Origin of the sequence: Actinophytocola sp. (assembly GCF_050699935.1) — a bacterium.
GTDB lineage: Bacteria > Actinomycetota > Actinomycetes > Mycobacteriales > Pseudonocardiaceae > Actinophytocola.
Map to the genome: position 1 here is coordinate 1 of NZ_JBOHGB010000145.1, position 18156 is coordinate 18156.

Here is an 18156-nt window from a genome sequence, read left to right on the forward strand (position 1 = left end):
CCGCCGGCCGGCGGAGCTGGTCACGCTCGCGGTGGCCGCGGGCGTGCCGCTCGCGGCGTGCCTGCTCGACCCGCCGCCGGCCGTCGTGCCGGCGTTGTGGGCGGTCTGCGGCGCGTGCGTGACCGGCTCCCTGTTCCTCGCCCGGGCGCTGCTCGTGTGCGGAGTTCCCGAGCACCACCGGAGTGCCGCTTCCGGACTGGCCCGCGCCGGCGTGGTGTCCTCGCTCGGTGTCGCGGTGCTCGGCGCCGGTGTGCTGGCCGACGCGACCAGTCCGGTGTTCGCGGTGGGCGCCGACGGCGTCGCCGGCGCACTCGTCGCCGTCGTCATCGGGGTGTCGTGGCTGCGTGCCCGCGGCGGCCACGCGCCCGACCTGCCCGATCACGACGCTGATGTCACCAGTCCCACGACTTCATCGCTGCTACCTCCTCCCGTGGGGAACGGGGTCACTGACGGAGATCACCTGCTCACCAATCCCACGACCGCATCTTTTGCGCCTCCTTCCACGGAACCGGCCGCCGAGCACGGCAACGGAAAAACTCACGGGCACATCGGGTTCACCAATCCCAGGACTGCATCGCAGGTGCCTCCTTCCACGGGACGCTCCGCCGAGCACGGCAACGGCGTCGCGGACCAGGTCCATGTCTCCCGGCACGCCCAATCAGCATCCCTGGCGGCAGATGAGCGGTCCAGGCACCCGATGCGCTGGGCGCTGTGGGGCGAACCGCCGAGGTTGCTGGTCCTGATCCTGCTCGTCGAGGCGGTCACGGCCGGACTGACCGGCTACCTCGCCTGGCAAACGAGGGTCACGGCCACCGAGCTCGTGACGCTGGGCATCATCGTCGGGCTCGGATTGTCCATGGGCGAGCTGACCAGGCACGTGGAGCGAGTGCGCCGCCGGTTCAACGACACCCCGCACGTGAACCTGACCTCGGTGTGGACGTTCTCCGCGGTGCTCGTGCTGCCGGCCGCGCTGGTGCCGGCCCTGATCGCCACGATGTACCTGCACCTGTTCTGGCGCAGCTGGTACCGGGTGCGCAGCGTGCACGCCTACCGGCTCGTGTTCACCGCCTCGACCGTCATGCTCGCCGCGTTCGCCGCGTCCGGCCTGCGCCACTGGCTCGCGCCGGCCGACATGGCCCACTGGGACCACCCGATGGCGATCGTCGCGGTGGTGCTGGCGGCGCTCGCGTACGCGGGCGTGAACTGGGGCCTCGTCGTCGTCGCCATCACGCTGCACGAGCGCCGGCTGTCGATGCGCAAGGCGTTCGGCACCGGTCGTGAGGCGGCACTCGAGTTCGGCACGATCGGCCTCGGCGCGATCAACGCGCTGCTGATCTCCTTCCACCCCGGCTGGGCGCTGATGATCGTGCCGGCGCTGCTCGTGCTGCACCGCAGCGTGCTGATGCGCCAGCTCGAGGAGGCGGCGTCGACCGACCAGAAGACGGGCCTGGCGAACGCGACGGCGTGGACGAACATGGCGTCGGCGGAGATCCAGCGCGCGCGGCGGGACCAGACGCAGGTCGGCGTGCTGATGGTCGACCTGGACCACTTCAAGCAGGTCAACGACGTGCACGGGCACCTGGTCGGCGACCGCGTGCTGCAGGCCGTGGCCGACACCCTGACCGCGTGCGCGCGCCGCTACGACGTGGTCGGCCGCTGGGGTGGCGAGGAGTTCGTGGTGCTCTGCCCCGAGGTGACGGCCGAGAGCCTGCGCCAGATCGGCGAGCGCATCTGCGAGCGGGTGCGCGGCCTGCGGGTGCCGCTGACCGACCACGGTCCGGGTGCGGTCGAGGGCCTGTCGGTGTCGGTGGGCGTCGCGGTGTACCCGGAGTTCGGCCCGGAGCTGCAGGACGTCCTGCTCGCCGCGGACGACGCCCTGTTCGTGGCCAAGGACTCGGGCCGCAACCAGGTACAGACGATCATCGCGGCGATCGGCGACCTCGGCCCGCAGCGCGCCCCCAGCCAGGGCTCCTGACCGGTCAGCCGCCGGCGGAGTCGTCGGGCTTCGCGGCCTGGTAGGCGGCCCGGGCGCGGCTGAGCTCGCCGCGGTGGTCCTCGGCCCACTTGGCGAGCGGGAGCAGGGCGCGCAGCAGCGAGCGGCCCATCGGGGTGAGCTGGTACCACGTGGAGCCGAACCGGCTGGGCCGCTCGATCTTGATCACGAGGCCGTCGCGCTGCATGCGGTGCAGGGTGTCGGTCAGGACCTTCTGGCGCAGCGGCCGCTCGTGGGTGACCCAGCCGAGCCGCTCCTCGGTCCGGTTGATGTGCTCGAGCAGCTTCGAGTACGTCATCGGGCGTGCGGTCAGCGACGCGAGCACGGCGGTCACCCACTGGCCGGACAACGCGCCCATCGCCTCGTGGATGCCGTGCCGGTACGGCAGGCTCTCCTCACTCACGCCACAACCCCCAACCGTCCTCGATGAACACCAGTGTGCCGGATCGGCGACGTTCCGTGTTCGCCTGGGTTCGGTGAGGCTCGTTACGCCGAACGAGTGAATACTTTCGGATAACCGCAGGTCGCGGGCTACGCACCACCGGGTTGCCCGGCTACGCACCTTGCAGTGTGCCGAGGGGAGCGGTGTACGAAAAACGTGCCGCGGCGGTTTGGCTGCGGGTCGGGGAGCCGGGGCGACGGTGACACCGATGAATCCGAGCCGCGGGTGACCATCCTCGCCCGCGTTGTCGGTGTCACCGTCACCCGTCTCCTGTCTCAGGCGGCGGCCAACCACGGTCGGCGGGAGCGCCAGGCGGTCCGGATGAGGGGTGCCGCCGGCGGCCCCGCCGGCCCCCGGCCGTGCCGGGACACCGCCGGTGATCGCGATGAGATGAGGGGGGTCACCGGCGGCCCGCTCCCCTCAGCTCGCACTGCTGGTGCGGGTCCTCCGGCCGCCCGATCGGCCGGCCTACCGGGCCAGGCCCTCGGCGACCTTCTCCGCGATCAGCTCGAAGGATCGGGTGCGGTCCGCCAGGTCGAAGACCATCGTGGTCAACATCAGCTCCTGCGCGCCCGTGCGGGCCAGCAGGTCGCTCAGGCGGCGGTGGACGGTCTCCGGCGAGCCGACCGCCTGGTCGGCGAAGCGCTCCTCGGCGAACGCGCGCTCGCGGTCGGTGTAGGGGTAGGCGGCCGCCTCCTCCGGCGGCACCAGCGGCTCCGGCCTGCCCTGGCGCAGCTTCAGGAACGCCAGCGACGCCGGCCCGGCCAGGAACCGGGCCCGCTCGTCGGTGTCGGCGCAGACGGTGTTCACCGCGATCTTGGCGTACGGCTCCGCCAGCCACCGCGACGGGCGGAACGACGAGCGGTACAGCTCCAGGGCCGGCACCGTGTTCGCCGAGCTGAAGTGGTGCGCGAACGAGAACGGCAGGCCCAGCAGCCCGGCCAGCTGCGCGGAGAACCCGCTCGACCCGAGCAGCCAGATCGCCGGCTCGTTCCCCCGCGCCGGCACCGCGGTGATCGGCGAGTCCTCCGCCGAGAAGTACGTGATGAGGTCCGACAGCTCGGACGGGAAGTTCTCCGCGGACAGCCCCGCCATCGTGCGGCGCAGCGCGAGCGCGGTCCGCTGGTCGGTGCCCGGCGCGCGGCCGATGCCGAGGTCGATCCGGCCGGGGTGCAGGGCCTCGAGCGTGCCGAACTGCTCGGCCACCACCAGCGGCGCGTGGTTGGGCAGCATCACCCCGCCCGACCCGACCCGGATCGTGGCCGTCGCCGCCGCGAGGTGGGCGATCAGCACGGCCGGCGCGGAGCTCGCGATCGAGGGCATGTTGTGGTGCTCGGCCACCCAGATCCGCCGGTACCCCAGCTCCTCCACGCGCCGGGCGAGGGACGTGGTCGCGCGCAGGGCCTCGGTGGCGGTGGCATCGCGGGCCACGGGAGCCAGTTCCAGGACGGAGAGCGGCACATCGATCACATCCGGGGAAACCGCCACCGGCCGCGTGTTTGTTCCCGCCACCCGGCTCGCCGCGACGGCCCGGTTGTCGGTTGCTCCTTGGCGAGCGGAATGCGCTGGTTGGCGGACGCCGGATGACCTAGCGGGCGGCTAGGGTCTGCGCGCAGCCGTACCCAATGGAGGACAGCATGTCAGTCCGTCGCGCCGCCGCGGCGCTTCTGGTCTCGCTCGTCGCCGCCGGACTGGCCACGACCCCGGCGACCGCCGACCGCGGTCATCAGGACCGCCCGAAGGCGCTGCACTCGCTGCGCGGCCCGGTCACCGACGAGAACTTCTACTTCGTCATGGCCGACCGGTTCGCCAACGGCGACACCGGCAACGACCTCGGCGGGCTGCCCGACGACCCGCTCGTGTCGGGCTTCGACCCTACGAAGAAGGGCTTCTACAACGGCGGTGACCTCACGGGGCTGCGCGACAAGCTGGACTACATCCAGGGCCTGGGCACCACGTCGATCTGGCTGACGCCGAGCTTCAAGAACAAGGCGGTGCAGCTGGAGGACGGGCCCTCGGCCGGCTACCACGGCTACTGGATCACCGACTTCACCCAGATCGACCCGCACCTCGGCTCGAACGAGGATCTCGCGGCGCTGATCCGCGACGCGCACGAGCGCGGCATGAAGGTCTACTTCGACATCATCACCAACCACACCGCGGACGTCATCGGCTACGCGGAGGGCGCGCGCAAGGAGTACACGTCGAAGGACGTCGCGCCGTACCGGACCGCGGCGGGCGAGACGTTCGACGACCGCGACTTCGCCGGTGACGATCCCGCGGACTTCCCCGCGCTCGACCCGGCCACGTCGTTCCCGTACACGCCGGTCCTCGACCCCGCCGAGCGGAACCTGAAGGTGCCGGCCTGGCTCAACGACGTGACGCTGTACCACAACCGCGGCGACACGACGTTCGTCGGCGAGGACTCGCAGTACGGCGACTTCTTCGGCCTCGACGACCTGTTCACGGAGAACCCGCGGGTCGTCGACGGCATGGCCGAGATCTACGAGCGCTGGATCGCCGACTTCGGCGTGGACGGCTTCCGGATCGACACGATGAAGCACGTCGACGACGAGTTCTGGCAGGAGTTCGGGCCCCGGGTGCTGAAGTTCGCGCGCGAACACGGCAAGCGCGAGTTCTTCATGTTCGGCGAGGTCTTCGACACGACCAAGGACTTCACGTCGCTGTTCACCACGACCGACCGGATGCAGTCGGTGCTGGACTTCCCGTTCCAGGACGCCGCGCGGAAGTTCGCCTCGGGCGGCGCCCCGACCGACGCGCTGGCGACGTTCTTCGCCGACGACGACTGGTACACCGACTCGGACTCGAACGCCTACCAGCTGCCGACGTTCCTCGGCAACCACGACATGGGCCGGTTCGGCGGGTTCGTGGTGGCGGACAACCCGGACGCGGGCGACGTGGAGTGGGTGTCGCGGGACCGGCTCGGGCACGAGCTGATGTACTTCTCCCGCGGCAACCCGGTGATCTACTACGGCGACGAGCAGGGCTTCACCGGGCCCGGTGGCGACCAGGACGCGCGGCAGACCCTGTACGCGTCGCGCGTGCCGGAGTACCTCGACGACGACCTGCTCGGCACGTCGGCGACGCACGCGAGCGACAACTACGTGCCGGCGCACCCGCTGTACCGGGCGATCGGCGAGCTGGCGTCGGTGACGCGCGCACACCCCGCGCTGCGCGACGGGACCCACCAGAGCCGACTGTCCTCTTCGGACGCCGGCGTCTACGCGTTCTCCCGGATCGACCGCCGCCAGCAGCGCGAGTACGTGGTGGCGCTGAACAACAGCGAGGCGCCGGCCACCGCGGCCGTGCCCACGTACACGTCGAAGCGCTCCTACGAACGCGTGTACGGCTCCGGCCCGTCGCGGCTGTCGACCGACCGGAAGGGAAAGCTGACCGTCACCGTGCCGCCACTGTCCACTGTGGTCTACGCGCTCGACGGGCGGATCCCGCGCTCGCACGACGCGCCACGGATCTCGCTGGCCGCGCCGCACCCGGCCGCCGAGGCGCGGGGCCGCATGGAGGTGACCGCGTCCGTGGCCGGCTCGTCGCGCTACGACGTGACGTTCGAGGCCAGCGTGGACGGTGGCCGCTGGCAGCCGGTCGGCACGGACGACAACGCGCCGTACCGGGTGTTCCACGACGTCTCCTCGCTCGCGCCGGGCACGCCGGTCGAGTATCGGGCGGTCGTGCTGGACAACGGCGGGCACACGAGGGCGGCGGCGCCGGTGCGTGCCGAGGTGCCGCGGCCGCTGCTGACCATCGAGACGCCGACCGAGGACGGCGGCGTGCGCGGGACGGTCGAAGTGCGCGCGGTGGCCGACCCGGAGAAACCGTCGCACGTGGTGACCTTCGAGCGCAGCGTCGCCGGCGGCCCGTGGACGACGATCGGCAGCGACGACACGTCGCCCGCTTACACGGTGTTCGACGACCTCGGCCCGCTGAACCTGGCGCCGGACACGACGATCGCCTACCGCGCGACGCTGCCGACGGGCGCGACGAGTGCCGTGCGGACCGTGCGGTACGCGGGCCCACCGCTGGAGACGACGACCCTGCGGTACTTCCGCCCGGCGGGCGACTATGGCAGTGGTGCCGACCAGTGGGGCCTGCATCTGTGGGGCGACGCGGTCGATCCGGAGGTGCTGGCGCAGATCGCGTGGGACAAGCCGTGGCCGCCGACACGCGTGGAGGACGGCTGGGCGGTGTACGAGATCCCACTGGTGGACGACACGAAACCGGTGAACTTCATCATGCACCTACCCTCCGGCGACACGGTCCCGGACACCCGGGAACCGGGCGGCGACCGCTCGTTCCTCCCGATCAACACCCCGGAAGTCTGGATCCAGCAAGGCGACCCGACGGTCTACCCGAGCCCACCGGGCGGCTGATGTCCACGCGCTTTGTCCGATGAGGACCGGCCACATTTCCGGCCGACGGTGAATTGCGGTTCGGTGGCCCCGACCGGGTAACACCCGCGTCGGCGCCACCGACTCACTGCACATGGGAGGTCCGCACCGCCGCGGGTTGCCTTTTCATGCCCCGAGGCAGGCCATCACCTCTGCCAAGAAGGGCACGGCATGGAAATCGCTGAGCGGGCTCAAGCGCTGGCGCTCAAAATCCGGAAGCACAAGGTGGGCATCCAGACCGAGGAAGCGACCAAGAACGCTTTCGTGATGCCCTTCATCAGCACCGTTCTCGGATATGACGTCTTCAACCCCGCCGAAGTGATTCCGGAGTTCACCGCGGACGTCGGCCTCAAGAAGGGCGAGAAGATCGACTATGCGATCGCCCACGGGGGGAACATCCAGTTGCTGATGGAGGTCAAGAAGATCACCGAGCCGCTCCGGCTGGAGCATGCCTCCCAGCTCTTCCGCTACTTCGCCGTCACAAACGCCAGGATCGCGATCCTGACCAACGGCGAGAAGTATGAGTTCTACACCGACCTGGACGCACCCAACCGGATGGACTCCAAACCGTTCCTGGTGCTGGATTTCTCCGACGTGGACGAAACACTCCTGCCGGAGCTGGCCAAGCTCACCAAGGAGTCCTTCGACCTCGAATCGGTCATCAACGCGGCGGGCGAGCTGAAATACATCGGTCAGCTCAAGCGAGCCCTCGCGACGCAGTTCAAGGAACCCGAGGACGAGTGGGTCAAGTTCCTCACCACGCGCGTGTACGAGGGGTCATTCACGCAACGCGTGCGCGAACAGTTCGTCCCCCTCGTGGTCAAGGCCTCGCGGCAGTTCCTGAACGAGCAGGTGAACGACCGGCTGAAGAACGCGCTCGGCGGACCCGACGCCTACGTCAGTGTGTCCGGTGGTCAAGCGGCACCGGAGACGGCTACGACCTCCGGTGAGCCGGCCCCGGACCTCACGCAACCCGACGGCGACATCGTCACCACTGAGGACGAACTCGAGGGCTACCGGGTCGTCCGGGCCATCGTCTGCGGCGAGGTCTCGGCCGCCCGGGTCGTCGCCCGCGACAACAAGACCTACTTCAGCGTCCTGCTCGACGACAACAACCGCAAGCCGATCGCCCGCTTGTGGTTGAACCGCTCGAAGAAGTACCTCGGCGTCTTCGACGAGAGCAAGATCGAGACCCGGGTGCCCATCGACACCGTCGAGGACATCTACGAGCACGCCGACCACCTCCGCAGGACGGTCGGCCGGTACCTGGTCCGCCCGCCGCAGGACGACCCCGCCGCACCCGACCACGGCGGCGACGCCGAGGTGACCGCCGCAGCGTCGGGTGGGTGACTGGGCGGCTAGGTTGGCGCGGTGGCGGGAAGAGGGACGCCGGCGACCGCGTCGCTGAGCAGGCAGCGGGTGCCGCATCGGGTGCATGAGTACGCGCATGATCCACGGGCCGACTCGTACGGGAGCGAGGCCAGTGAGGTGCTCGGGCTGCCGGCCGAGCGGGTGTTCAAGACGCTCGTGGCCGAGGTGGACGGGGTGCTGACCGTCGGCGTGGTGCCGGTGGCCGGGCAGCTCGACCTCAAGGCGCTCGCCGCGGCGGCCGGGGGCAAGAAGGCCCGGATGGCCGAGGTCGCCGCCGCGGAGCGGGCCACCGGGTACGTCGCGGGCGGGATCTCGCCGCTCGGGCATCGCAAGCGGTTGCCCGTCGTGGTGGACAGTTCGGCCACGGCGTTCGAGACGATCTTGTGCAGCGGCGGCCGCCGCGGGCTGGAGATCGAGCTCGCGCCCGCCGACCTCGTCCGGCTCGCCTCCGCCACGGTGGCGCCCATCGCGGTGCGGTGAGCGGCGGGCCATGCTCGACCCATGACCTGGCTCCCCCGCGCCCTCGGCATCGCCACCGCCGCCTACGGCGCCGCGATCACCGCGAAGCCCGTGCTGCCGCTCAAACCGTCCGGCATGCTCCACGGCCACGCGCCGGAGGCCGACCAGGAGGCGTTCGTCCGCACGCTCGGCGTGCGTGACCTCGCCTCCGGCGTGGCGATGGCGCTTGCCCCGGGCCGCGGGGCGATGCGCACCGCGATCGCCGTGCGGGTCGCCTCCGACCTCGGTGACCTGGTCGTGCTCGGGCGGGTGCTGCGGGGGCCGGCCGGAGCGCACGAAGGTCATGGCCGTCGCCGGCGGCTGGGGCGTGCTGTGCGCGCTCTCCGCCCTGGCCGCGAGGAAGCCGCTAGACGGACGCGGGCAGGCCGAAGCGCGGGTAGACCTCCACGCCGAACACGGTGACCTCGGCGACCACGCAGTCGACCACGCGCAGCACGCTCAGACCGAACGGCTCGAAGACGCCGCCACCGGGCTCGCGGACGTACGTGGCGACGGCCGGCTGGCCGTTGGCGATCGTTGCCACGCAACGGAACTCCTGGCGGTCCGGGCCGTGCAGCACCGGCTGCCACCCCGCGAGCAGGGTGTCCCGGCCCTCGTACCAGATGGGGTCGTCGGACATGTTGCCGCCGGCCCACGGGCCCTGGCGCACCGCGCGTCCTCGCGCAGCAACGTGGCGAGCGCGCCGTCGTCGGCGCGTTCGAGCGCGGCCATGTAGCGCCGCACGACGGCCTGCTCCTCCTCGCCGGGCGACCGCGCGGACCAGTCCAGCCGCCGCGCCGGCAGCCGCGCGCGCATCGTCTCGCGGGCCCGCTGCAGCGCGCTGTTCACCCCCGCGACGGTCGTCTCCAGCAGGCCCGCGCTCTCCCTGGCCGACCAGCCGAGCACGTCGCGCAGGATCAGCACGGCCCGCTGCCGGGCCGGCAGATGCTGGACGGCCGCGAGAAACGCGAGCGCCACGGTCTCCCGCTCGACCACGACGTCATCGAGCAGGCGTTGCGGGCACGGCTGCAGCCACGGCACGGCGACCGCGGGCAGCGGCGCGGGGTCGGGTCGGCCGGCGCGGCGGTGGCGACCGGCAGCGGCACGGGCGGTCGCCGGTCCAGCAGGTCGAGGCTCGCGTTCGTGGCGATCTTGTACAGCCACGCCCGGAACGTCGAGCGGCCCTGGTACGTCTCGCGCCGGCGCCAGGCCCGCAGGACGTCTCCTGGACCAGGTCCTCGGAGTCCTCGACGTTGCCCAGCATGCGGTAGCAGTGCACCTGCAGCTCACGCCGGTAGCGCCCGGTCAGCTCCGCGAACGCCGCCTCGTCGCCCTCGCGCGCCGCGGTCGCGACCTCGGCCCGCTCACCGTCCACCATGCCGTCCACTGTGCCGTCCACGGTGCTCCCCTTCGTCCGGTCATCGTCTCCGACACGTGTGACGGGTGGCGCGGGGTGAACTCATCGCCGTGCGGGTGAGTGCACAATCGGCGACGTGAGCAACCTGGCCACCGACGACGCGGTGATCGCCGCCGCGACCTCCGGCGACGAGCGGGCGTTCGGCACGCTCGCGCAGCGGTACCGGCGCGAGCTGCACGTCCACTGCTACCGCATGCTGGGCAACTTCGAGGACGCCGAGGACGTCGTGCAGGAGACGCTGGTGCGCGCATGGCAGGCCCGCGACGGCTTCGCCGGCACCGGGTTCCGGGCCTGGCTCTACAAGATCGCCACGAACGCGAGCCTGGACACGATCCGCCGCAAGCAGCGGCAGGTGCCGAAGGCCGACTCGTTCGCCGAGGTCCCCTGGCTGCAGCCGTACCCGGACCGTCTGCTCGACCTGGCCGCGCCGCCGGACGCCGAGCCGGACGCGATGGTCGTCGCCCGGGAGACGATCCAGCTGGCATTCCTCACCGCGATCCAGCTGCTCCCCGCCCAGCAGCGGGCGATCCTGATCCTGCGTGACGTGCTGGACTGGTCGGCGAAGCAGACCGCCGAGCTGCTCGACACCACGGTCGCCGGGGTCAACAGCGCGCTGCAGCGGGCCCGCGCCACGTTGCGGGACAAGGCCCCCGCGCGTGACGAGCACGAGACCGGCGAGCCGACCGAGGTCGAGCGGACGCTGCTCGCCCGGTACATCGACGCCCACCAGCGCTCGGACGAGTCCGGGCTGACCGAGATCCTGCGCGACGACATCCGGATCACGATGCCGCCGCACCCGTTCCGCTACGACGGCATCCCGTCGCTCGCGCCGCTGTTCGAGAACTTCCGCGCGCACGGCGACTGGCTGCTGGTGCCCACGCGCGCGAACCGCCACCTCGCGGCGGCCAACTACCTGCGCGCCCCGGGCGACGACACGTTCCGGGCATTCAAGATCGACGTGTTGCGGTTTAGGGAGACGAAGGTCGCCGAGATCACCACGTTCGACAAGACGTTGTTCGACGCGTTCGGCCTGCCTCAGACGATGGCGAAGACGATGGAGCCGACGATGGAGGAGCCGTGAAGTTCCTGCTGATGCTGTGCGCCGACACCTCGGTCGAGCAGTCCTACGAGCTGCCCGGCTGCGAGGAGTGGTCGAAACGGATGGCCGAGCGCGGCGTCCTGCTCGACGCGATGGGCCTGTACCCGCCGAACGAGGCGAGCACGGTCCGGGTCCGCGCGGGCGAGGCGCTCTTCACCGACGGCCCGTTCGCGGAGACCAAGGAGCAGATGGGCGGCCTGACCCTCATCGAGTGCGCCGACCGCGCGGAGGCCCTGCGCGTGGCGTCATCCCATCCCTGGGCCGCGGTCGGCATGATCGAGGTCCGCCAGGTACTCGGCTAGCCGCTCGAGGAAGGCCCGCTGCCCGCCGAGGATCTTCTCCGCCGCGTCGGCCAGCGAGAACCACGCGACCCGGTCCAGCTCGGGGAACGTCCGCATCCGACCCGAGCGCGGCGGCCACTCCAGCTCGAACGTCCCCGGCACCACCGCCGCCGGGTCGAGCTCGCCCGCGACCGCCCACACCGTCACGGTCTTGCCGCCCGACTGGCGCACCTCGCCAAGCCCCACGTACGGCCCGGCCGGCGCCGGCAGGCCCAGCTCCTCGGTGAACTCGCGGCGCGCGGCGGCCTCGGGCTCCTCGGGCGGCTCGTACTCGCCCTTGACGACCGTCCAGGCGCCCGCGTCCTTCTTCGCCCAGAACGGTCCGCCCAGATGGCCCAACAACACCTCGACACCGTCGGGAACCCGGCGGAACAACAGAATCCCCGCACTGCGCTTACCTGGCACGACGCACAGTCTGACACCGACAAATGATTTTGTCTTGACAAATTGAGTTGTCGGTAGGCAGACTGCACACCATGTTCGATGTCGAGGTGATCGAGGACCCGGCCGCGGCCGAGGTCTCCCTGGACCCGGTGCGGTCCAGGCTGCTGGCCGAGCTGGCCGAGCCGGGCTCGGCGACTACGCTGGCCAACCGGGTCGGGATCGGCCGGCAGAAGGTCAACTACCACCTGCGGGCGCTGGAGAGGCACGGCCTGGTCGAGCTCGTCGAGGAGCGCCGCAAGGGCAACGTGACCGAGCGCGTCCTGCAGGCGACCGCATCCTCCTACGTGATCTCCCCCGCCGCGCTATCCGCCGTGCAACCCGACCCGGAGCGCGCACCCGACCGGCTCTCCGCGCGCTGGCTGCTCGCGCTCGCCTCCCGGCTGGTGCGCGACGTCGGCACGTTGCTGACCGGCGCGACCAAGAGCCACAAGCGGCTCGCCACCTTCGCCCTCGACGGGGAGATCCGGTTCGCGAGCGCCGCGGACCGGGCGGCGTTCGCCGAGGAGCTTGCGCACACGGTCACCACGCTGATCGGCCGCTACCACGACGAGAACGCCGAGGGCGGCCGCGACCACCGGCTGATCGTGGCCATCCACCCGAAGGTCAGGAGCACGTGATGGGCCACGAGTTCGAGACCGCCGACAGCGTCGAGGTCGACGCCACGCCGGAGCAGGTGTGGCAGGCCATCGCGACCGGGCCGGGCATCGACTCCTGGTTCATGGGGCGCAACGAGGTCGACCACGACGCCGCTACCGGGCGGGGCGTCGTCCGGCAGTCCTTCGGCGACTACGAGCCCGAGCACCGGGTCACCGCGTGGGAGCCGATGCGCCGCTTCGCCTACCGCACCGAGGACGCGCCGGACGGCGGGTTCGTCGCCTACGAGTTCCTCGTGGAGGGCCGCGACCGGGGCGCCACCGTGCTACGCATGGCCACCAGCGGCTTCCTGCCCGGCGACGACTGGGAGGCCGAGTACGACGCGATGACCACGGGCAACGCGCTGTTCTTCGCCACGCTCGCGACCTACCTGCGCCACTTCGCCGGCCGGACCGCGGTACCGGTCACCGTGTTCGGCCCGCCGATCACCGACTGGGACCGCACCCGCGCGACGCTGCTGGCGGCACTGGGCCTGTCCGGTACGCCGAAGCCGGGCGACCGGGTGCGCGTCGAGCCGGCGGGCCTGGAGCCGATCGACGGCGAGGTCTACTTCGTCAACGCCGACACCCTCGGCGTGCGCACGCCCGACGCGCTGTACCGCTTCATCCGCGGCTTCGCCGGCCCGATCGTCGCCGCCCACCACCTGTTCGGCCAGGCCGGTCCCGGCGGGGACGTCCCGGCCGTGGAGCACGCCTGGCAGTCCTGGCTCACCACCACGTTCGCGTGAAAGGGGAACGACCATGTCCACCACCACCGGCACCATCCGATCCGCCGACGGCACGAAGATCGCCTACGAGCGCACCGGCGACGGCCCGCCGCTGATCATCGTCGACGGCGCCCTGTGCTACCGCGGCCAGGGCCCGTCCGGCCCGCTCGCCGCCGCGTTGGCCACCGATTTCACGGTATTCACCTACGACCGAAGAGGCCGCGGCGAGTCCGGCGAGTCGAGCGAGATCGCCGTCGAGCGGGAGATCGAGGACGTCGAGGCGCTGGCGAAGGAGGCCGGCGGGTCGCCGTTCGTGTTCGGCGCGTCGTCGGGCGCGATGCTCGGGCTCGAGGCCGCGAGCCACGGCGTCGGCGTCGAGAAGCTGGCGATGTACGAGCCGCCGCTGGTCGTGGACGACACCCACCGGCCGCTGCCCGCCGACTGGATGCCGCGGCTGAACGCCATGATCACGCAGGGGCGCAACGGGGACGCCGTGGGAGAGTTCATGCGGTTCGTCGACGTACCCGCGTTCGGCCTGGTGATCATGCGGCTGCTGCCGGTGTGGTCGAAGCTGCGGAACGTGGCGCCGACGCTGCGCTACGACTTCGCGTTCCTGGCCGACCTGCAGCAGGGCCGCCCGCTGCCGGAGACCCGCTGGTCGACCGCCACCCAGCCGACCCTCGTGGCCGACGGCGGCAAGAGCCCGGCCTGGATGCGCAACGGCTGCAAGGCGATGTCCGAGGTGCTGCCGAACGCCACGTACCAGACCGTGCCCGGCCAGACGCACCTGGTGAAGGCCAAGGCACTGGCGCCCGTGCTGCGGGAGTATTTCACGGCCTGAGGACCCCTTACCCCGGCCGCCGGCACTCTCTCAGGGCCGTGAGTAAGGGATCCGGGCGACCGGTGTGCGTGTTCGCCCGATGCCCGGCCCCCGGCCTCAGGACGACTGTTCACCTTGTCAAGAGCAACACCGGCAAGGAGCAGACCATGAACTCGTCCCCCGAGGCCGTGAAGGCCGAGATGGCATACCGACTCGAACGCGCCCAGGGCAACGCCCGCCGCGGAACGACCCCGGAGCACCTGCGCGCGGCGCGCGCGAGCCGGCCGACCTGGTGGAGACGCCTGCGCGTCCAGCACCGCCCGACCGACAACGCCGCATGACCGGCCCGGCCCCACCGGGCCGCCGACACGAACGACGCCTTCGCCGCGCCACTCGCGAAGGCGTCGTTTTCGTATGAGCCCCACCCACCGCACGGTCGCGCCGTTGTCCACAGGCTCCCCGTTCCCCGGCCGAACCGTCAGTGGTCGCCGGTAGCCTGGAAAACAGGGGCCCCCTCGCGGTTGTCCACAGGGCGTATGGCTGTCCACAGATCCGCGTGCGCGCGCCGGTCTCGTCGGTGGTCGCCAGTACGCTGGATTCTCGGGGCCGGAGGCCAACCCGCCCGTCCGGGCGATCCGTCAGGCCGTGTGCGGTATGAGTTCGCGCAGGACCAGCGGCCAGTTCGCGCGGGGAAACTCGTGCCCGGTGTTCGGCAACGGCACCAGGCGGGCGCCCGGAATCTCGCGGGCCAGCGCCTCGCCGTGGGCGAGCGGGAACATCGGGTCCTCGGTGCCGTGCAGCACCAGGGTCGGCGCCGTGATGTCGGGCAGCTTCGGTCGCCAGCCCTCCCCGCCCTCGGCCGCGTGGTGGTTCTTCTCCGCCGACTCCGGCGACGCCGTCCGGCCGACCGCCACGGTCGCGACCTCGCGCACCGCCGCCTCGTCGAACGGGCGGCTCGGCGCGGCCGCCGCCCGCTGGCTCGCCACCGCGTAGTCGACCACCGCCGCCTGGTCGGTCCAGTCCGGCTCCGGCACCGACGCCACATCGCCCATCGGCAGGTCCGGATCGCCCGCGCCGCCGCTCGTGGAGATCAGCGTCAGCGTCCGCACCATGGCCGGCTCCCGGATCGCCAGCAGCTGCGCGATCGCCCCGCCCATCGAGATGCCGACCACGTGCGCCGACGCCACGCCGAGCGCGTCCAGCACACCTGCCGCGTCAGCGAGCAGATCGTCGCCCGTGTAGCCCGGCCGGCCCGGCGGGTAGCTCACCGACTCGCCCGTGTCCCGGTGGTCGTAGCGGATCACGAACCGGCCGGCCGAGGCGAGCGGCGCGCAGAACTCCGGCTCCCACCAGTCCATCGAGGACGCCCCGCCCGCGATCAGCAGCACCGCGGGGTCGGCCGGCGAACCGAACGTCGAGGCCGCGATCCGCACCCCGCGCACGTCGAGCGGCATCGTCACGCCACCCGCCCCAGCTTGCCCAGCAACACCGCGAACGGCGGCGCACCGGCCGGCACCGGCACCGGGTCGGCGAACATCTCCGGCCGCCGCGGACCGTTCGAGGACGCGTCGACCGCGGCCACCGCGTCGGGGTCCGGCGAGTACGGCAGGCCCGCGCCGGTGGCCAGGTCCCAGCCGTGCACCAGCGACTCCGACAGGCTGATGTTCGCGATCATCCGGCCGGGCAGCGTGCCGTCGGGGAACGGGTGCTCGGCGGTCAACGCCTCGGCCCGGCCGAACGCGTCGAGGCAGCGCGCCGTCGCGTCCCGGTACGCCTCGATCAGGTCCGCCGGGCGCTCGACGGAGCGGCCGGAAACCGTGCTGGCGAAGAAGTCGAGCGCGTCGACGAGATGGTCGGCCACCTGCCGCACCGTCCACTCGGTACACGGGCTCGGCGCGTCCCACCGGCCGGCCGGGATCGCGGCGAGCACCTCGCCCGTGTCCCGGTAGCAACGCGCCAGCAGGTCGAGGTCCACGCCGGTCGACTGAGTCATGATGTCCTCCTCGTTGGGTACTCACCCCACCGACGAACGGCCGCCGCCCGAATCGACAGGCTCAGGGCGCACTGAGTTCGTGGTTCGCTCCGCTCCTCCACCACTCGCCGTCTTCCCTCCCCATGCCCAGCGCTGACACGCCCACGCGCGACCGTCAGTCCAGACGACGAACACTCCGTCACTCCCACTCACAGTGTTTGAAATGGTTCACTCCACTCCTCCGCTACTCGCCGCCTTCCCTCCTCACGTGCTCGGCGCTGACACGCCCACGCGCGACCGTCAGTCCAGACGACGAACACTCCGTCACTCCCGCTCACGGTGTGCACGGTTCATTTCGCTCACTTCGGCGAACCGGCCGGCCAGGTAGCGTCGCTCGATGTCGCTGCCCGCGAGCTCGATCGCCTGCCGGTAGGTGTCCGCGGCCTCATCGAGGCGCCCGAGCCGGCGCAGCAGGTCCGCCCGGGTCGCCGGCAGCAGGTGGTATCCCGCCAGCTCGCCGCCCGCGGCGAGCTCGTCCACCAGCGTGAGCCCGGCCGCCGGCCCGTCCGCCATGGCCACCGCGACCGCCCGGTTCAGCTTCACCACCGGCGACGGCACGAACTTCGCGAGCTCCGCGTACAGCGACGCGATCTGGGGCCAGTCCGTCTGCTCGGCGGTCGGCGCGGTCGCGTGGCAGGCCACGATCGCCGCCTGCACCTGGTACGGCCCCGGCACCCCACGGCGCAGCGCGGTCTCCAGCAGCGCGACCCCCTCGGCGATCTCCGCCTCGTCCCAGCCCGAGCGGTCCTGGTCCTCCAGCGTCACCAGGTCACCGGACGGCGAGACACGCGACGCCCGCCGCGCGTCGTGCAGCAACAGCAACGCGAGCAGCCCCTCGACCTCGGGCTCGCCGGGCATCAGCGCGACCAGCACCCGGGCCAGCCGGATCGCCTCCTCGGTGAGCGAACGGCGGACCAGGTCGGCCCCCGCGGTTGCCGCGTAGCCCTCGTTGAACAGCAGGTACAGCACGCCGAGCACCGCGTTCGTGCGCTCCGGCAACAGGTGCGCGGGCGGCACCCGGTACGGGATGCCGGCGTCGCGGATCTTCTTCTTCGCCCGCACCAGCCGCGCTGCCATCGTCTTCTCCGGCACGACGAACGCGCGCGCGATCTCCACGGTCGTTAGCCCGGCGAGCGTGCGCAGCGTCAGCGCCACGCGCGCCTCGAACGCGAGCGCGGGGTGGCAGCAGGTGAAGATCAGCCGCAGCCGGTCGTCGCGGATCTCCTCCGTCGGCTCGGGATCGGCACCGGCCGCGGTGTCCGCGAGCGCGGCGACCTCGCGCAGCTTGGCCGTGCCCACCGCCTCGCGGCGCATCCGGTCGGTCGCCCGGTTGCGCGCGGTCGTCGTCAACCACGCCCCGGGCTTGCGTGGCACGCCGTCGCGCGCCCAGCGCTCGAGGGCCGAGGCGAACGCGTCCTGCGCGCACTCCTCGGATAAGGGTTCACTCCAGGTATCAGAGCGGCCCCGGTGGTGCTGGAACACCGGTCCGGGGCCTTGATCGCGATGGGAGTGCGACCCAATGAGCAAACGTACGACATCGGACGACCTCCCCGACACCATCGGGCCCATCAAGCGCGAAGACCTTGAGGCCACCGTCGCGCGGGTCCAGGCCGAGATCTTCGCGGAGAACCGCGCGAAGTGCCGCAACCCCCACAAGAACAAGACCTGCGTCGAGAGCCTCGCGAGCGGCTGGATCGGCGTGCCGGACTTGTGCGCCGGGTGCACGCAGGTGTTCATGCACCAGCTGGACGCGGCGACCGGGGCGTTGACGTGGCACCAGGACTACATCGCGCGGGCCGAGCGGTGAACCGGTTCGACCCGCTGAACCACCTGTTCTGGGTGATCGTCGTGGGCGTGGCCGCGATGACCGTCGGCCTGACCTTGTGGTTCGTGGCGCAGGACGACGGCCGGCCGG

General features: G+C 71.6%; 20 protein-coding genes and 1 pseudogene. 12 read left to right on the forward strand and 9 right to left on the reverse strand.

What is annotated here, in order from left to right; genetic code table 11:
* A partial coding sequence (locus ACRDTB_RS31030; RefSeq protein ID WP_431435744.1) for a diguanylate cyclase domain-containing protein occupies window positions 1-1975 on the forward strand: 1975 nt, incomplete at its 5' end.
* A gap of 4 nt (window positions 1976-1979) precedes the next feature.
* On the opposite strand, the gene ACRDTB_RS31035 is transcribed toward ACRDTB_RS31030, so the two are convergent.
* The gene (locus tag ACRDTB_RS31035; protein WP_431435745.1) at window positions 1980-2396 is read right to left on the reverse strand and encodes a winged helix-turn-helix transcriptional regulator; all 417 of its coding nucleotides are present in this window, start codon (window positions 2394-2396) and stop codon (window positions 1980-1982) included.
* A 507-nt stretch (window positions 2397-2903) separates the two neighbouring features.
* Window positions 2904-3896, reverse strand: a complete 993-nt coding sequence (locus ACRDTB_RS31040; protein ID WP_431435746.1) for an LLM class flavin-dependent oxidoreductase — start codon at window positions 3894-3896, stop codon at window positions 2904-2906.
* Window positions 3897-4072: 176 nt separating this feature from the next.
* Here ACRDTB_RS31040 and ACRDTB_RS31045 point away from each other — a divergent pair, with 176 nt between their 5' ends.
* The 4 genes from ACRDTB_RS31045 (at window position 4073) to ACRDTB_RS31060 (ending at window position 9151) form a co-directional block, all read left to right on the forward strand.
* Window positions 4073-6841 carry an alpha-amylase family glycosyl hydrolase gene (locus tag ACRDTB_RS31045; RefSeq protein ID WP_431435747.1) on the forward strand — a complete coding sequence of 923 codons (2769 nt, stop codon included), beginning with the start codon at window positions 4073-4075 and terminating at the stop codon, window positions 6839-6841.
* 189 nt (window positions 6842-7030) lie between these two features.
* Window positions 7031-8209 carry a restriction endonuclease gene (locus ACRDTB_RS31050; protein ID WP_431435748.1) on the forward strand — a complete coding sequence of 393 codons (1179 nt, stop codon included), beginning with the start codon at window positions 7031-7033 and terminating at the stop codon, window positions 8207-8209.
* Window positions 8210-8230: 21 nt separating this feature from the next.
* Entirely contained in the window at window positions 8231-8710 is a 480-nt protein-coding gene (gene ybaK / locus ACRDTB_RS31055) for a Cys-tRNA(Pro) deacylase (protein ID WP_431435749.1), read from the forward strand.
* A gap of 21 nt (window positions 8711-8731) precedes the next feature.
* Complete coding sequence (locus ACRDTB_RS31060) at window positions 8732-9151, forward strand: hypothetical protein (protein WP_431435750.1); 420 nt, start codon at window positions 8732-8734, stop codon at window positions 9149-9151.
* On the opposite strand, the gene ACRDTB_RS31065 is transcribed toward ACRDTB_RS31060, so the two are convergent.
* From ACRDTB_RS31065 to ACRDTB_RS31075, 3 genes and pseudogenes are all read right to left on the reverse strand, one after another.
* Entirely contained in the window at window positions 9096-9398 is a 303-nt protein-coding gene (locus ACRDTB_RS31065; RefSeq protein WP_431435764.1) for a hypothetical protein, read from the reverse strand. The two genes, ACRDTB_RS31060 and ACRDTB_RS31065, sit on opposite strands and share 56 nt — an antisense overlap.
* Before the next feature lie 203 nt (window positions 9399-9601).
* Window positions 9602-9652, reverse strand: a pseudogene (locus ACRDTB_RS31070) (hypothetical protein); the annotation flags it as partial.
* Entirely contained in the window at window positions 9646-10002 is a 357-nt protein-coding gene (locus ACRDTB_RS31075) for a sigma factor (RefSeq protein ID WP_431435762.1), read from the reverse strand. The gene ACRDTB_RS31075 and the pseudogene ACRDTB_RS31070, both read right to left, overlap by 7 nt.
* Before the next feature lie 219 nt (window positions 10003-10221).
* Between ACRDTB_RS31075 and ACRDTB_RS31080 the strand changes: the two genes are divergently transcribed.
* Together ACRDTB_RS31080 and ACRDTB_RS31085 are read left to right on the forward strand one after the other, a co-directional pair.
* Complete coding sequence (locus tag ACRDTB_RS31080; RefSeq protein WP_431435752.1) at window positions 10222-11226, forward strand: RNA polymerase subunit sigma-70; 1005 nt, start codon at window positions 10222-10224, stop codon at window positions 11224-11226.
* Window positions 11223-11546: a YciI family protein gene (locus ACRDTB_RS31085; RefSeq protein WP_431435753.1), complete on the forward strand. Its 324-nt coding sequence runs from the start codon at window positions 11223-11225 to the stop codon at window positions 11544-11546. The genes ACRDTB_RS31080 and ACRDTB_RS31085 overlap by 4 nt, the downstream gene beginning before the upstream one ends.
* On the opposite strand, the gene ACRDTB_RS31090 is transcribed toward ACRDTB_RS31085, so the two are convergent.
* The gene (locus tag ACRDTB_RS31090; RefSeq protein WP_431435754.1) at window positions 11490-11990 is read right to left on the reverse strand and encodes an NUDIX domain-containing protein; all 501 of its coding nucleotides are present in this window, start codon (window positions 11988-11990) and stop codon (window positions 11490-11492) included. The genes ACRDTB_RS31085 and ACRDTB_RS31090 overlap by 57 nt on opposite strands.
* Before the next feature lie 71 nt (window positions 11991-12061).
* On the opposite strand from ACRDTB_RS31090, the gene ACRDTB_RS31095 reads away from it, so the two are divergent.
* From ACRDTB_RS31095 to ACRDTB_RS31110, 4 genes are all read left to right on the forward strand, one after another.
* Complete coding sequence (locus ACRDTB_RS31095; RefSeq protein WP_431435755.1) at window positions 12062-12646, forward strand: ArsR/SmtB family transcription factor; 585 nt, start codon at window positions 12062-12064, stop codon at window positions 12644-12646.
* Complete coding sequence (locus tag ACRDTB_RS31100) at window positions 12646-13410, forward strand: SRPBCC family protein (protein WP_431435756.1); 765 nt, start codon at window positions 12646-12648, stop codon at window positions 13408-13410. Before ACRDTB_RS31095 ends, ACRDTB_RS31100 begins: the two co-directional genes overlap by 1 nt.
* Window positions 13411-13423: 13 nt before the next feature.
* Window positions 13424-14230, forward strand: coding sequence for an alpha/beta fold hydrolase (locus ACRDTB_RS31105; RefSeq protein WP_431435757.1), 807 nt, complete (start codon window positions 13424-13426; stop codon window positions 14228-14230).
* A 146-nt stretch (window positions 14231-14376) separates the two neighbouring features.
* Window positions 14377-14550: a hypothetical protein gene (locus ACRDTB_RS31110; RefSeq protein WP_431435758.1), complete on the forward strand. Its 174-nt coding sequence runs from the start codon at window positions 14377-14379 to the stop codon at window positions 14548-14550.
* Between the two features lie 297 nt (window positions 14551-14847).
* Here the strand turns inward: ACRDTB_RS31110 and ACRDTB_RS31115 are convergent, their stop codons facing one another.
* The 3 genes from ACRDTB_RS31115 to ACRDTB_RS31125 form a co-directional block, all read right to left on the reverse strand.
* On the reverse strand, window positions 14848-15663 hold the full coding sequence (locus ACRDTB_RS31115; protein WP_431435763.1) for an alpha/beta fold hydrolase: 816 nt from the start codon (window positions 15661-15663) through the stop codon (window positions 14848-14850).
* Between the two features lie 2 nt (window positions 15664-15665).
* Complete coding sequence (locus tag ACRDTB_RS31120; RefSeq protein ID WP_431435759.1) at window positions 15666-16202, reverse strand: TIGR03086 family metal-binding protein; 537 nt, start codon at window positions 16200-16202, stop codon at window positions 15666-15668.
* 303 nt (window positions 16203-16505) lie between these two features.
* A complete protein-coding gene (locus ACRDTB_RS31125; protein WP_431435760.1) occupies window positions 16506-17723 on the reverse strand; it encodes an RNA polymerase sigma factor in 1218 nt (405 codons plus the stop codon).
* A 37-nt stretch (window positions 17724-17760) separates the two neighbouring features.
* Between ACRDTB_RS31125 and ACRDTB_RS31130 the strand changes: the two genes are divergently transcribed.
* A complete protein-coding gene (locus ACRDTB_RS31130) occupies window positions 17761-18048 on the forward strand; it encodes a hypothetical protein (protein ID WP_431435761.1) in 288 nt (95 codons plus the stop codon).
* Window positions 18049-18156: the final 108 nt, after the last annotated feature.

Excerpts from the sequence above, each read along its gene's own strand:
- ACRDTB_RS31050 (WP_431435748.1), top strand. The coding sequence starts at position 7,031 with ATGGAAATCGCTGAGCGGGCTCAAGCGCTGGCGCTCAAAATCCGGAAG.
- ACRDTB_RS31100 (WP_431435756.1), top strand. The coding sequence starts at position 12,646 with ATGGGCCACGAGTTCGAGACCGCCGACAGCGTCGAGGTCGACGCCACG.
- ACRDTB_RS31105 (WP_431435757.1), top strand. The coding sequence starts at position 13,424 with ATGTCCACCACCACCGGCACCATCCGATCCGCCGACGGCACGAAGATC.
- ACRDTB_RS31120 (WP_431435759.1), bottom strand. The coding sequence starts at position 16,202 with ATGACTCAGTCGACCGGCGTGGACCTCGACCTGCTGGCGCGTTGCTAC.
- ACRDTB_RS31115 (WP_431435763.1), bottom strand. The coding sequence starts at position 15,663 with ATGCCGCTCGACGTGCGCGGGGTGCGGATCGCGGCCTCGACGTTCGGT.
- ACRDTB_RS31130 (WP_431435761.1), top strand. The coding sequence starts at position 17,761 with ATGAGCAAACGTACGACATCGGACGACCTCCCCGACACCATCGGGCCC.
- ACRDTB_RS31095 (WP_431435755.1), top strand. The coding sequence starts at position 12,062 with ATGTTCGATGTCGAGGTGATCGAGGACCCGGCCGCGGCCGAGGTCTCC.
- ACRDTB_RS31045 (WP_431435747.1), top strand. The coding sequence starts at position 4,073 with ATGTCAGTCCGTCGCGCCGCCGCGGCGCTTCTGGTCTCGCTCGTCGCC.
- ACRDTB_RS31110 (WP_431435758.1), top strand. The coding sequence starts at position 14,377 with ATGAACTCGTCCCCCGAGGCCGTGAAGGCCGAGATGGCATACCGACTC.
- ACRDTB_RS31060 (WP_431435750.1), top strand. The coding sequence starts at position 8,732 with ATGACCTGGCTCCCCCGCGCCCTCGGCATCGCCACCGCCGCCTACGGC.